This is a genomic window from Roseovarius salincola, from assembly GCF_026891095.1.
GTDB classification, from domain to species: domain Bacteria; phylum Pseudomonadota; class Alphaproteobacteria; order Rhodobacterales; family Rhodobacteraceae; genus Roseovarius; species Roseovarius salincola.
In genome coordinates this window covers 62,902-75,251 of sequence record NZ_JAPTNL010000005.1, presented here as the reverse complement: position 1 = coordinate 75,251, position 12,350 = coordinate 62,902, and the positions used below count along the sequence as shown (strand labels likewise).

The window sequence follows — 12,350 nt, the reverse complement described above, 5'->3', positions numbered from 1 at the left end:
TGAGGCTCATTCCTCGTCGCTGCGCTTTGGCGGGTCCTGATAGACCGACCAGCCGTATTCGCTCTCGGTGCCGGGCAGGTCTGACGGGCGCAGATTGGCCTGCAAATATGTCTTGGCGATGAAATTCGCGGTGATCGGCGCCGTCAGGAACAGGAAGAGCGTGATCAGCAGCTCATGGAACGACAGCCCGCCCTTCACGAGCAGGAAATACAGCATCGACGCGATCAATACTCCGCCGACCCCCAATGTCGTGGCCTTGGTCGGGGCGTGCAGACGCTTCATCGTGTCGCGCAGCTTGATCATCCCGAAGGATCCCACCAGTCCGAAAATCCCTGCCACGACAAGGAAAAACGAAATCAGCAATTCGCTTACAAACTCCATGACCGCCTCCTATTCGATGATGTCGCCGCGCAGCACGAAGCGGCAATAGGCGACGGTCGAAACGAACCCCACCATCGCCACCAGCATGGACGCTTCGTAATAAACGGTTGTGCCCTGCCAGACACCATAAAGGATCAGCAGCGCGATGATGTTGATGACCATCGTGTCGAGCGCCAGGATGCGGTCGGCGCTGTCCGGCCCCATGGAGATGCGCCACAGGTTGAACAGCAGGCCCAGCCCGAAACAGCCGAAGGCGAAGTAAAGCGCAATGGTGATCATTGGAAAATCTCCTTCAGGCGCCACTCGTAGCGGCTCTTGATATTGTCGCGCACGCCTTCCGGGTCGTCGGTATGCAGGCAGTGGACCAGGATGCTGCTGCCATCGGTGGCCAGCATCGACGACACGGTGCCCGGCGTCATGGTGATCGTGCCCGCCAGCACGGTGATCGCCTCGGGCGAGGTCAGTTCCAGCGGCACGGTGACCCATTGCGAATGGATGTCACGGTTACGCTTGAACAGGATGATCATGGAGACCTCGACATTGGCCACCACGATATCCCAAAGCACGATCATGAAATACTCGATCACCCGCAAGGGCCGCCCGATCTTGGCGCGGCGCGGCCAGTAGGGCGCGGTCATGATCGGCACAAGAATGCCCAGGATAGCGCCGAGCAGCAGGTTGCCGGGGGTGACCTTGTTGACCAGCCCCAGCCAGACTGCCGTCAGCAAAACGCTCAGCAATGGATGTGGAAAGATGCGCCCGATCATTTCTTGACCTCCGCCTCAGGGTCCAGCACCGCCCCGATATAATCCGACCCGTCGAACAGCTGATGCGCCGCTTTATCCATGAAGCCGGTAACCGGCCCGGCCAGAAACGCCAGCAACCCCAGGATCGCCAGCGCCGTCAACGTCGGCGCCACTTCGAGCGGCCCGGCCCTCGCCGGGTCCGGCGGCGGCGCGTCCTTGGCGTGGGCCTCGCCCTCTTCGCCGGCCTTTTCCTCGGCCTGCTCTTGCGCCAAGGCGGTCGCCTTCCAGAACAGGATCGACCCCGCTCGCGCGAACCCCACGATGGTGATCAGCGAGCCCAGCAGAATCGCGACCCACGCCGCCGTCATCGCAGGTTCATCACGCAGCGCGTCCAGGATCAACAGCTTACCCAGAAACCCGCTCAGCGGCGGCATCCCCGCCATCGCGATCGCCCCGGCAAAGAACAGCGCCGCAAAAAGTCCGTTCTGCACAACGGGCGGTTCCGCCCGCAACAGATCGCCGCCGGGACGGCGCGACACCACCAGATCCGCCAGCAGGAACAGCGCCGCCGCCGAGAAAGTCGAATGCACGAGGTAATATAGCGCCGCCGTGGTCGCTTGCGGCGTGAAGGCCGCCACCGCCAGCATCATCGTGCCCATCGACCCGACCACGGAAAAGGACAACAGCGGCATCAGGCGCCGCGCCCCCAACACGCCGACTGCGCCGACCGCCACAGTGACCACCGCCGCGGGCATCAGCCAATCGCCGATCAATCCGCCCAGAACCGGCACGTCCGGCCCGAACACCACCGCGTGAATCCGGATGATCGCATAGGCGCCAACCTTGGTCATGATCGCAAACAGCGCCGCCACCGGCGCGGGCGCATTGGCGTAGGTCGCCGGCAGCCAGAACTGCACCGGGAATAGCGCGGCCTTGATGGCAAAGACCACCATCAGCAGGATCGCCGCAACCCGCACCAGCGCCGCATCCTCAAGCGGCATCTCACGCACCTTCACCGCAAGATCAGCGATGTTGAGCGTCCCCGTCGAGGCATAAAGCGTGCCGAGCGCGAACAGAAACAGCGTCGATCCCGCAAGGTTCATCACCACATATTGCAACCCGGCCTGCAAACGCACCCGCCCGCCGCCATGGATCATCAACCCGTAGGACGCGATCAACAGCACCTCGAAAAAGACGAACAGGTTGAACGCGTCGCCGGTCAGGAACGCGCCGCAAATGCCCATCAACTGGAACTGAAACAACGCGTGGAAATGGCGTCCGCGATCATCCCAGCCGGTCGCGGTGGCATGCATAAGCACCACCAGCGCCAGAGCCGACGTGACCAGCAGCATCAAGGCCGAAAGCCGGTCCAGAACCAATACAATGCCGAAGGGCGCGGCCCAGTCACCCATCCGATAAACATGGGTGGTGCCATCCGCCGCCATCACCATCAACCCGATGGCAATACCCGCGAGCGCAATGGTCCCCGCGAAAGAGGCCGCACGCGCCAGCGTGATATCGTGACGCATCACGAACGCGATGATCGGCGCCAGCAGCGCAGGCAGGACGACCGGGGCGACTATCCAGTGACTCATACTCGGTTTTCCCCTTGCGCTGTGATGGCAGCATCGTCGCTGCCACTGCTGCTGTCGCCCTCTCCCTCTTCCTCGGACTCGCCGGTCATGTCGATCCGGTCGTGATCGGCCTCGAGATATGCGCCAAGCGCGAACATCACCAAGACCGCCGTCATCCCGAACGAGATCACGATCGCCGTCAGCACCAGCGCTTGAGGCAACGGATCGGAATAGGCGACATCGGCATATTTGTTCAGCACCGGCGGCGCATTGACCGCCAGCCGCCCGCTGGCGAACAGGAAGATATTGACCGCATAGGTCAGCAGCGCCAGCCCCAGGATCACCGAGAAGGCGCGCAGCCGCAGGAGCAGATAGACCCCGCCCGCCGTCAGCACGCCGATTGTACTTGCAACGACAAACTCCATGTCACTCAGCCTCCGGCTTTTTGCGCTCGATCGTCAGCGACGGATCATAATCCATCGGCTCCACATTGACCGTTTCACCGGCATAGCGGGCGATGCGCGACAGGCTGTAAAGCATCAGCATCACCGCCCCCAACACCGTCAGGAACACGCCAAGGTCGAATGCCATCGCCGTCGCCCATTCGAACTCCTCGATCGGCGGCCAGTGGATATAGCCAAAGGCGCTGGTCAGGAAGGGCTTGCCCGCCAGCCATGCGCCCGCGCCGGTCAGGCCCGCGATCAGCACGCCCCAGCCGATCATCACGTGGTATTCGATCCGCTGGCGGCTCTGCGTCCAGGCGAAACCCGATGCCATGTATTGCATCAACAGCGCGATCGAGATGACCAGCCCGGCCACGAACCCGCCTCCGGGCTCGTTATGGCCGCGCAGGAACATGTAGACCCCGACCATCACCGCGATCGGCATCATCGCGCGGGTCGCCACCACCATCATAAGCGGGTGGCGGTCACGCGACCGGTCGGGCGGCACCGGGCGCGCCCGCAGGCGGCGCCCCGCAGGCCCGTCCAGCAGCGCCTCCATCAGCGCATAGATCGTCAGTCCGGCGATCCCGAGCACGATGATCTCTCCGTAAGTGTCATAGCCCCGGAAATCCACGAGGATCACGTTGACCACATTGGTGCCCCCGCCGCCCTTGTAAGCATTGGCCAGATGGAAGTCCGAGATCGGGCTGAAATCGCGTACCAGGAACGCCATGGCCAGCGCCGCCGCAGCCGCCCCCGCGACCAGCGCGATCGTCCCGTCGCGCAAACGCAGACCCGCACCGCTTTCCTTGGGGCTTTCCTTGGGCATGAAGTAAAGGGCCAGCAGCAACAGCATGATCGTCACCGTCTCGACCGAAATCTGCGTCAGCGCCAGATCGGGCGCCGAGAGGTAAACGAACCCGACCGAGATCATCAGGCCGATCACTCCGATCAACACCAGCGCGCGGAACCGGTTGCGATGATTCAGAACCACGAGGAGCGTTGCCCCGACCAAAAGCAGCCAGCCAACCGCCACCACCGGTGGAACCGGCAGTATCTCGCGGGTGGGCGGGCGCATCTCGCCACCCGAAAAGGCCGCATATCCCAGCAGGACCGTGGCGGCGATGAAGATCGCAAGGTAACGGCTGATCGCGCCATTATGCAGCCCCTCGGCCAGCGCGCGCGACCACGCCGCGATACCCGCGACCAGCCCGTCGAAAATGGTTTTTGCCTCGGGCCGCGGCGCGGCGATCCAAAGCCGGTCCAGCGGCCGGTGCAATGCCAGCAGGACAGCACCGCCCAGAACCGCGATGATCGACATGACCAGCGCCGGCGTGACCCCGTGCCAGATCTTGAGATAGGGGTTCAACTCTGCGCCAGTCACGGCGCTCGCGGCCGCCGCCACCAGCGGCTCGGCCAGATGCGGCATGATACCGATCACCATCACCAGCACCGTCAGGAAGGCGGGCGCGGCCCACATGCCGAAAGGCGGGTCGTGCGGATGGGCCGGGTAATCGTCGCGTGCCGGCCCGGCGAAGACATGAAAAATGAACCGCAGCGAGTAGGCCACCGACAACAGCGCGCCCACCGTGGCCAGCACCGGCACGATCCAGGGATTACCGAACCAGCCGGTATGCGCGGCCTCTTCCAGCATCAGCTCCTTGGACAGAAAGCCGTTGAAAAACGGGATCCCTGCCATCGACAACGCCGCCAACGTGCCGATCAGCGCCGTCACCGGCATGAACTTGGCCAGGCCCCCAAGCCGCTTGATGTCGCGGGTATGGGTCTCGTGATCAACGATTCCCGCGGTCATGAACAGGGCCGCCTTGAAGGTCAGGTGGTTGATGACGTGAAACACCGCCGCCACCGCCGCCGCCTTGGTACCAAAGCCCAGCAACATGGTCAGCAGGCCCAGGTGACTGACGGTCGAAAACGCCAGCAAAGCCTTGAGGTCATCCTTGAACAGCGCGATCAACGCGCCCAGAACCATGGTCACAAGACCCGTGATCGACACGATATAGAACCAGGCATCCGTGCCCGAGAGCACCGGCCACATCCGCGCCATCAGGAAGACGCCCGCCTTCACCATCGTGGCCGAATGCAGATATGCCGAAACCGGCGTCGGCGCGGCCATCGCATGGGGCAGCCAGAAATGGAACGGGAATTGCGCCGACTTGGTGAACGCGCCCAGCAGGATCAGGATCAGCGCGGGCAGATACCATTCAGAGGCGCGGATCGCTTCGCCCTGCGTCAGGATGTCGGTCAGGTTGTAGCTGCCCGCGATATCGCCCAGGATCAGCATCCCCGCGATCATCGCAAGCCCCCCCGCCCCGGTCACCGCCAGCGCCATGCGCGCACCCTGGCGCCCCTCGGGCAGGTGCTTCCAATAGCCGATCAGCAGGAACGATGACAGGCTGGTCAGCTCCCAGAAGATCAGCAACAGCAGGATATTGTCGGAAATCACGATGCCCAGCATCGCACCCTGAAACAGCAGCAGATAGGTATAGAACTGCCCCATCGGGTCTTCGCCCGACAGGTAGAAGCGCGCATAAAGCGTGATCAAGAGCCCCACGCCCAGGATCATGCCCGCAAACAGCAACCCCAGCCCGTCGAGAAAGAAACTGGCGGTCAGGCCCAATTGCGGCAACCAATCAATTTCGGCCTGCAACACCTCGCCGCGCAGTACCGCAGGCGCCAGCGTGCCCAGCATGACCAGCGCGGCCAGCGTCGGAACGGCCGTGAACGTGGCACAGGCCGTTCGCCCCGCGCGGATCATCAGCCCCGGAACCAGCGCTCCAAGGAATGGTAGCAGCGCAATGATAGGTAAAAGACTTCCGCCGTCGCTCATATCCGCTCCGTTTCAAACACTCTTCGCGCGTTCTTCAAGCGGAATCGCCACATGAGCCACATGCAATTCCCCCGCCCCTGTCGGTCACGCACCGGTGCGCATCGTTACGCGCGCTGCCGCTGCCTTCCCTTCTTAAAAATTTGTCGCCTTCGCGGCAAGTCAACCAGAACCGAATCTTCGACCCGCGTCAAATTGCTCACCCCGGCCCCGGACGGCCCTTTTCTTCGCAGGAACGGCGGCGCGGGGCAAGGTTCCGCTCATGACACCGCGCAAGGGCTTTCTTCGGCGCGAAACGATTTGCGCAGCATGCGCCCTGCCGACTACAAACGCATCAATTCAAACGGTTCTGTTCACATTTGTTCAAGCGCTCTCGCCCAAACGTTCCAACTCAAACACGAGCCCTACCATGCCGTTTTTCCGCCACGACGGAGATATCTATCTCTTTGCGCATGTCCCCAAAAGCGGGGGCTCGACCATCGAACACGGCCTGCAGGATGCCGGGCTGACTCTGTCGTTCCTCGATGCCGATTGGCGCGGCCCCAACGTGCCCGACTGGAACAGGTCCTCGCCCCAGCATGTGCCGCGCGATGTGCTGGCACGGCTGTTCGCCCCGGATTTCTTCGACCACAGCTTCGCCTGCATGCGCGATCCGGTCGACCGCTTTCTCAGCGCGTTCAACTTCAACCGCAATCTCGATCACATTCCCCACCGTCAGGGCCTGCGCAAATTCCTTGACCGGCTGGACCGCTCGGGAAACCATTTCGAAAACCAGTTCGACAACCATTTCCTGCCCGCCGACCGCCTTGTGCCGGAAGACTGCACCGTGTTTCACCTCGAGAACGGTCTCGCATCACTTGCTGAATGGCTGAAAAAGGTTTCGGGCGGCACGGTCAAGGTTGATTTCGGTCACCACAACAAGTTCATTCCCGCGCGCCCGAACCGACCCAAGGGCCTGATCGACTCCATCATCAGCGACGCGCCCGAAACCGACCATGTCACCGCCGACATGCTCGACATCGAGACGCGCGAATGGATCAAGGAACTCTACGCCATGGACTATGCGCGATTCTATTAGGCGCATGCCAGCCGCCTCGCGCCGCCGTTCAGTAATTCCCGGCGACATACTTGGCGATCGCCGCACCGCGCGAATTCACATCCAGCTTCTGATAGATCGCCTTGAGGTAATATTTGACGGTGTTCTCGCTCAGGCCCAACCGGGCCGAGATCTGGAAATTCGTCAGCCCGTCTACCAACAGCGCCAGAATTTCATGCTCGCGCCGCGACAGCGCATCGGCATTTTCCGAGGTAAGCCGCCGCAGGATCTCGGTGGGCATGATCGCATGCCCCTCGACAAGCTTGCCCAGGATTCTTGGCAGGCTGGTCAGGATCTGGCTCATCATGCAGACCGAATTCGCGCCCTCCTTCACCGCCATGCGGATAAACGCGAACTCGGTATCCTCGGCAATGACCACCACCATGACATCCGGGTGATCCTTGCGCACCATCTCCAGAACCTGCGTCAGGTCGCCATCCGCCAGCCGCACCCCGAGAATAAGGATCGACTGACCGCGCGCGCCCGATAACAACTTCTTGAGGCTCGCCTTGTCGGTGGCGAAAGCCCCCAGTGCCACTTCGGGAATCTGCGCGACAAGCGAAGCGATCCCCTGGCAGACGATCGCCTGCCGGTCGGCCACGATCACCCGCGGGACATCGGACGCCGCGCCATGCGCGGGCGTACCCAAGATGGGTTGTCTCTCCTCCATCGCATAAGCTTACACCAGGAATCGCTTCGCACCATGCTCTGAATTGCGACATATGATCACTCGAAACCGATGATTTTAAAGGAAAAATCGGCATACCGGCGCATACTGGCGTATTCCGTCCCACCATTTCACTCGAACGGGTGGGGCAGCCCTACCCGTTCGTTGGCAGCTGCGCGCCGCTGGCCTTGATGACCATTCCTTCGGGCGTTTCGCAAGCGCCGACCACTGGCCGATAAAGGGCATGACCCTGATTTCGGAGGAAGATCATGAACGGTTATCAACATCTTTTCGTTCCCGGCCCGACCAATGTGCCCGAACCCGTGCGCCAGGCCATGAACATCCCGATGGAGGATATGCGCGCCCCCGATTTAGGCGAATTCGTTTCGGGCGTTCTCGAGGATCTGAAACAGGTCTACCGGCTTCGCAATGGCCGTGTCTTCGTTTTCCCCTCATCGGGCACCGGCGCCTGGGAGGCGGCGATCTCGAACACGCTCAATCCGGGCGACCGGGTCCTGATGTCGCGTTTCGGGCAGTTCTCGCTGCTCTGGGCCGACATGGCGCGCCGCCTCGGCCTCGATGTGGAGCTTTGCGACACCGACTGGGGCAAAGGCGTGCCGCTCGACGAATATGCGGCGCGCCTGCAAGAGGACCGCGACCACAACATCAAGGCCGTCTTCTGCACCCATAACGAAACCGCGACCGGCGTGACCTCGGATATCGCCGGGATCCGCAGGGCGCTCGATGACGCGCAGCACCCTGCCCTGCTGTTCGTGGATGGCGTCAGCTCGATCGGATCGATCGAATTCGAGATGGAGGAATGGGGCGTCGACCTCGCGGTCGCGGGGTCGCAAAAAGGCTTCATGCTGCCCGCCGGGCTTGGCTTCCTCGGTGTTTCCGACAAGGCGCTCGCCGCCCAGGATCAGGCCACGATGGCGCGCTGCTATTTCAGCTTCACCGACATGATCGCGCTCAACGATACCGGCTATTTCCCCTATACGCCCGCCACGCAGCTTCTGCGCGGGCTGCGCTCGTCGCTTGATCTCCTGCTCGGCGCGGGGATGGAAAACGTCTGGGCGCGTCACAACCGGCTGGCGCAAGGCGTGCGCAAGGCGGTCGCCGCATGGCAGGGCTGCCACCTCGTGGCGCAAGACCCCGGATGGTATTCCGATACCGTTTCCGCAATCTATACGCCCCAGGGCGTCGATGCCCGCGACGTGATCTCGACCGCCTATTACAAATACCAGACCTCGCTGGGCTCGGGCCTCAACATCCTGGCCGGGCGCGCCTTTCGCATCGGCCATCTCGGCTCGCTCAACCCGGTGATGCTCTGCGGCGCGATCTCGGCGGCGGAAATGGCCCTGCGCGACGCGGGTGCCATGATCGAACCCGGCGCCGGCGTCGCCGCCGCACAGGAATGCTACCGCCTCACCACCCCCGACGGGATCGAACAACCCGCCTCGCAAGCCGCCTGAACGGCGCGCCACGGAAGGACCCACACATGAGCTATACCCTGCACCCCCTGAAGAAACAGCGCCTGCAACGCTCGGAACTGGCCGTGCCCGGCTCGAACCCCTCGATGATCGAGAAGGCCGCCGACAGCCCCGCCGACTACATCTTCTTCGACCTCGAAGACGCCGTCGCGCCCCCCGACAAGATCAAGGCCCGCGCAAATATCATTCAGGCGCTCAACGATATCGACTGGAAGGCCCGCGGCAAGACCATCTCGATCCGCATCAACGGGCTCGACACCCATTACATGTATCGCGACGTGGTCGAGGTGCTGGAACAGGCAGGCCAGCATGTCGACACGATCCTCGTTCCCAAGGTGGGCGTGCCAGGCGATCTCTACATGGTCGAAACACTGGTGTCCCAGATCGAGAACGCCTGCGCCCTGCCCCACCGCATCGGCCTCGAGGCGCTGATCGAAACCGCACTCGGCATGGCCAATGTCGAGGCCATCGCCGCAACGGCCGGGCGGCTAGAGGCATTGCATTTCGGCGTCGCCGATTACGCCGCCTCCAACCGCGCGCACACCGTGGTGATCGGCGGACTCAACCCCGATTATCCGGGCGATCAGTGGCATTTCGCCCTTTCACGCATGATCGTCGCCTGCCGCGCCTACGGTCTGCGCGCCATTGACGGGCCGTTCGGTGACTTCTCGGATCCCGACGGCTACATCCTCTCGGCCAAACGCGCCGCCGCGCTGGGGATCGAGGGCAAATGGGCCATCCATCCCAGCCAGATCGCGCTGGCCAATGACGTGTTCTCGCCCCCCGAGGCCGAAGTCACCCGCGCCCGCGCCATCATCGAGGAGTTGCGAAAAGCCGCCGCCGAGGGCCGCGGCGCCGCGAGCCTCGACGGCAAGATGATCGACGCCGCCTCCGAGCGCATGGCCAACAACGTGATCGCCGTGGACGACGCCATCGCCGCGCAGCACGGCTAGCGATCGCTCACCAGGTCAGCAGAAAGGAAAGAAAATGGATATTCACGAATACCAGGCCAAGGACCTGCTCAAGCGCTTCGGCGTGCAGGTGCCGCGCGGCGGCATCGCCTACAGCCCCGAACAGGCCGTCTACCGCGCCAGCGAGCTTTCGGGCAACAAGTGGGTGGTCAAGGCGCAGATCCATTCCGGCGCACGCGGCAAGGCGGGCGGCGTGCGTATCTGCGCCACCGAGGAAGAGGTCTGCGACGCAGCCGCCTGGATGCTCGGGCGCAAGCTCGTCACCCACCAGACCGGCCCCCAGGGCAAGCTGGTGAGCCGCCTCTATGTCGAAGAGGCCACCGCCATCGCCCAGGAGATCTATCTCGGCTTCGTGATGGACCGCAAACTCGAACGCGTGGTGGTCGTGGCCTCGGCCCAGGGCGGCATGGAGATCGAGGAGATTTCCGCCAACGAACCCGAGTCGATCATCCGCTCGGTGGTCGACCCGGCAGTCGGGATGCAGGCCTTCCAGGCGCGCGAAATCGCCTTTTCCCTGGGGCTCGAGCCGCCACTCATCGCCCAGGCGGCCAAGACCATCATGGGCTGTTACGCGCTGATGAGCGACATGGATGCCAACATGGTCGAGGTCAATCCGATGGTCGTCACCCGCGCAGGCGAGATCGTCGCGCTCGATGCCAAGATCAGCTTTGACGACAACGCCCTCTATCGCCGCCCGGAAATCTCGGAACTGCGCGACAAGAGCCAGGAAGACCCGCGCGAAACCTTCGCCGAGGACCGCGGCCTCAGCTATATCGGGCTCGAAGGTGAAATCGGCTGCATCGTCAACGGCGCCGGGCTGGCGATGGCGACGCTCGACATGATCAAGATGGCGGGCGGCGACCCGGCCAATTTCCTTGATGTGGGCGGCGGCGCGAGCCCCGAACGGGTGCTGATGTCCTTTCAGGCGGTGCTCAACGACCCCAAGGTCGAGGCGATCCTCGTGAACATTTTCGCAGGTATCAACCGCTGCGACTGGATCGCCGAAGGTGTCGTGCGCGCGGTCAAGGAGCTGGATCTCGACCTTCCCATCGTCGTGCGCCTCTCGGGCACCAATGTCGAGGAGGGGCGCAAGCTCCTGGCCGAAAGCGGCCTTGCGGTGATCACCGCCGACACCCTCGCCGAGGCCGCCGACAAGGTCGTCGGCGCCTGGAAGAACGCCAGATACAAGGAGGCATCGTGATGGCCATTCTCATCGACAGCGGGACCAAGGTGCTCGTCACCGGCCTGACCGGCCGCATCGGCAGCTTTCATGCGCAGGACATGATGGATCACGGCACCAATGTCGTGGGCGGCGTGACGCCGGGCAAGGGCGGGACCACGCATCTCGGGTTGCCGGTGTTCAACACCGTGAAGGGCGCCGTCGCCGAAACCGGCGCCGAACTGGTGGTCAGCTTCGTGCCGCCCCCCTTCGCCGCCGATTCCATCATGGAAGCGGCCGATGCGGGCATCAGGACCTGCGTCTGCATCGCCGACGGCATCCCCGCCGCCGACATGATCCGCGTGAAACGCTACATGCGCCGCTACAAGTCCGATCGCCGGATGCGCCTGATCGGCCCCAACTGCGCGGGCATCATCACCCCCGGCCAGGCCTTTGCGGGGCTCATGCCGCCCCATATCTACATGCCCGGCCGCGTCGGCATCGTGGGGCGCTCTGGCACGCTGGGCTACGAGGCCGCCAGCCAGTTGAAGGCGATGGGGATCGGCGTGTCCTCCTCCATCGGTATCGGCGGCGATCCGATCAACGGATCCAGCTTTCGCGACATCCTCGAGCTGTTCGAGGCGGACCCCGACACCGACGCCGTCGTCATGGTCGGCGAAATCGGCGGCCCGCAAGAGGCCGAGGCGGCCGCATTTATCCAGAGCACGATGACCAAACCCGTCGCCGCCTATGTGGCTGGGCTCTCGGCGCCCAAGGGGCGGCGCATGGGCCATGCGGGCGCCATCGTCTCGGCCTTCGGTGAATCGGCGCAGGAAAAGGTCGAGATACTCAAGGAATCCGGCGTGACGATCATACCCACACCATCATCATTCGGCGAAAGCGTCACCCAGATGATGAACTGAGGCGCCCGCCCCGCGTGCTGGGATTGGGGGCGCTGCCCCCAAACCCCCGAGG

General features: G+C 63.4%; 12 protein-coding genes. 5 read left to right on the top strand and 7 right to left on the bottom strand.

What is annotated here, in order from left to right:
- Window positions 1-6: 6 nt before the first annotated feature.
- Genes N5A93_RS08080 through N5A93_RS08055 form a run of 6 tightly spaced genes read right to left on the bottom strand, consistent with a single transcriptional unit; the run spans window position 7 to window position 5,992 of the window.
- A complete protein-coding gene (locus N5A93_RS08080; RefSeq protein WP_268954579.1) occupies window positions 7-381 on the bottom strand; it encodes a Na+/H+ antiporter subunit G in 375 nt (124 codons plus the stop codon).
- 9 nt (window positions 382-390) lie between these two features.
- A complete protein-coding gene (locus tag N5A93_RS08075; protein WP_268954578.1) occupies window positions 391-660 on the bottom strand; it encodes a K+/H+ antiporter subunit F in 270 nt (89 codons plus the stop codon).
- Entirely contained in the window at window positions 657-1,148 is a 492-nt protein-coding gene (locus N5A93_RS08070; protein WP_268954577.1) for a Na+/H+ antiporter subunit E, read from the bottom strand. The genes N5A93_RS08075 and N5A93_RS08070 overlap by 4 nt, the downstream gene beginning before the upstream one ends.
- Complete coding sequence (locus tag N5A93_RS08065; protein WP_268954576.1) at window positions 1,145-2,722, bottom strand: monovalent cation/H+ antiporter subunit D; 1,578 nt, start codon at window positions 2,720-2,722, stop codon at window positions 1,145-1,147. Before N5A93_RS08065 ends, N5A93_RS08070 begins: the two co-directional genes overlap by 4 nt.
- Window positions 2,719-3,126, bottom strand: coding sequence for a Na+/H+ antiporter subunit C (locus N5A93_RS08060; RefSeq protein ID WP_268954575.1), 408 nt, complete (start codon window positions 3,124-3,126; stop codon window positions 2,719-2,721). Before N5A93_RS08060 ends, N5A93_RS08065 begins: the two co-directional genes overlap by 4 nt.
- A 1-nt stretch (window position 3,127) precedes the next feature.
- On the bottom strand, window positions 3,128-5,992 hold the full coding sequence (locus N5A93_RS08055; protein ID WP_268954574.1) for a monovalent cation/H+ antiporter subunit A: 2,865 nt from the start codon (window positions 5,990-5,992) through the stop codon (window positions 3,128-3,130).
- A 406-nt stretch (window positions 5,993-6,398) separates the two neighbouring features.
- Between N5A93_RS08055 and N5A93_RS08050 the strand changes: the two genes are divergently transcribed.
- A complete protein-coding gene (locus tag N5A93_RS08050; protein ID WP_268954573.1) occupies window positions 6,399-7,067 on the top strand; it encodes a sulfotransferase family 2 domain-containing protein in 669 nt (222 codons plus the stop codon).
- A 28-nt stretch (window positions 7,068-7,095) separates the two neighbouring features.
- Here N5A93_RS08050 and N5A93_RS08045 read toward each other — a convergent pair whose 3' ends face one another.
- The gene (locus N5A93_RS08045) at window positions 7,096-7,734 is read right to left on the bottom strand and encodes a response regulator transcription factor (RefSeq protein WP_268954572.1); all 639 of its coding nucleotides are present in this window, start codon (window positions 7,732-7,734) and stop codon (window positions 7,096-7,098) included.
- A gap of 287 nt (window positions 7,735-8,021) precedes the next feature.
- On the opposite strand from N5A93_RS08045, the gene N5A93_RS08040 reads away from it, so the two are divergent.
- The 4 genes from N5A93_RS08040 to sucD are packed head-to-tail and all read left to right on the top strand — an operon-like array spanning window position 8,022 to window position 12,298.
- Window positions 8,022-9,227 (top strand): aminotransferase class V-fold PLP-dependent enzyme, encoded by a 1,206-nt coding sequence (locus N5A93_RS08040; protein WP_268954571.1) that lies wholly within the window; start codon window positions 8,022-8,024, stop codon window positions 9,225-9,227.
- Window positions 9,228-9,253: 26 nt separating this feature from the next.
- Window positions 9,254-10,198 (top strand): HpcH/HpaI aldolase/citrate lyase family protein, encoded by a 945-nt coding sequence (locus N5A93_RS08035; RefSeq protein ID WP_268954570.1) that lies wholly within the window; start codon window positions 9,254-9,256, stop codon window positions 10,196-10,198.
- 34 nt (window positions 10,199-10,232) lie between these two features.
- The gene (locus N5A93_RS08030; protein WP_268954569.1) at window positions 10,233-11,417 is read left to right on the top strand and encodes a malate--CoA ligase subunit beta; all 1,185 of its coding nucleotides are present in this window, start codon (window positions 10,233-10,235) and stop codon (window positions 11,415-11,417) included.
- Entirely contained in the window at window positions 11,417-12,298 is an 882-nt protein-coding gene (gene sucD / locus N5A93_RS08025) for a succinate--CoA ligase subunit alpha (protein ID WP_268954568.1), read from the top strand. Before N5A93_RS08030 ends, sucD begins: the two co-directional genes overlap by 1 nt.
- Window positions 12,299-12,350 lie beyond the last annotated feature (52 nt).

What these genes read in the sequence shown, in the direction of transcription:
- N5A93_RS08060 (WP_268954575.1), bottom strand. Translation starts at nt 3,126, where the DNA reads ATGGAGTTTGTCGTTGCAAGTACAATCGGCGTGCTGACGGCGGGCGGG.
- N5A93_RS08030 (WP_268954569.1), top strand. Translation starts at nt 10,233, where the DNA reads ATGGATATTCACGAATACCAGGCCAAGGACCTGCTCAAGCGCTTCGGC.
- N5A93_RS08040 (WP_268954571.1), top strand. Translation starts at nt 8,022, where the DNA reads ATGAACGGTTATCAACATCTTTTCGTTCCCGGCCCGACCAATGTGCCC.
- N5A93_RS08075 (WP_268954578.1), bottom strand. Translation starts at nt 660, where the DNA reads ATGATCACCATTGCGCTTTACTTCGCCTTCGGCTGTTTCGGGCTGGGC.
- N5A93_RS08065 (WP_268954576.1), bottom strand. Translation starts at nt 2,722, where the DNA reads ATGAGTCACTGGATAGTCGCCCCGGTCGTCCTGCCTGCGCTGCTGGCG.
- N5A93_RS08050 (WP_268954573.1), top strand. Translation starts at nt 6,399, where the DNA reads ATGCCGTTTTTCCGCCACGACGGAGATATCTATCTCTTTGCGCATGTC.
- N5A93_RS08055 (WP_268954574.1), bottom strand. Translation starts at nt 5,992, where the DNA reads ATGAGCGACGGCGGAAGTCTTTTACCTATCATTGCGCTGCTACCATTC.
- N5A93_RS08035 (WP_268954570.1), top strand. Translation starts at nt 9,254, where the DNA reads ATGAGCTATACCCTGCACCCCCTGAAGAAACAGCGCCTGCAACGCTCG.
- N5A93_RS08070 (WP_268954577.1), bottom strand. Translation starts at nt 1,148, where the DNA reads ATGATCGGGCGCATCTTTCCACATCCATTGCTGAGCGTTTTGCTGACG.
- N5A93_RS08080 (WP_268954579.1), bottom strand. Translation starts at nt 381, where the DNA reads ATGGAGTTTGTAAGCGAATTGCTGATTTCGTTTTTCCTTGTCGTGGCA.
- sucD (WP_268954568.1), top strand. Translation starts at nt 11,417, where the DNA reads ATGGCCATTCTCATCGACAGCGGGACCAAGGTGCTCGTCACCGGCCTG.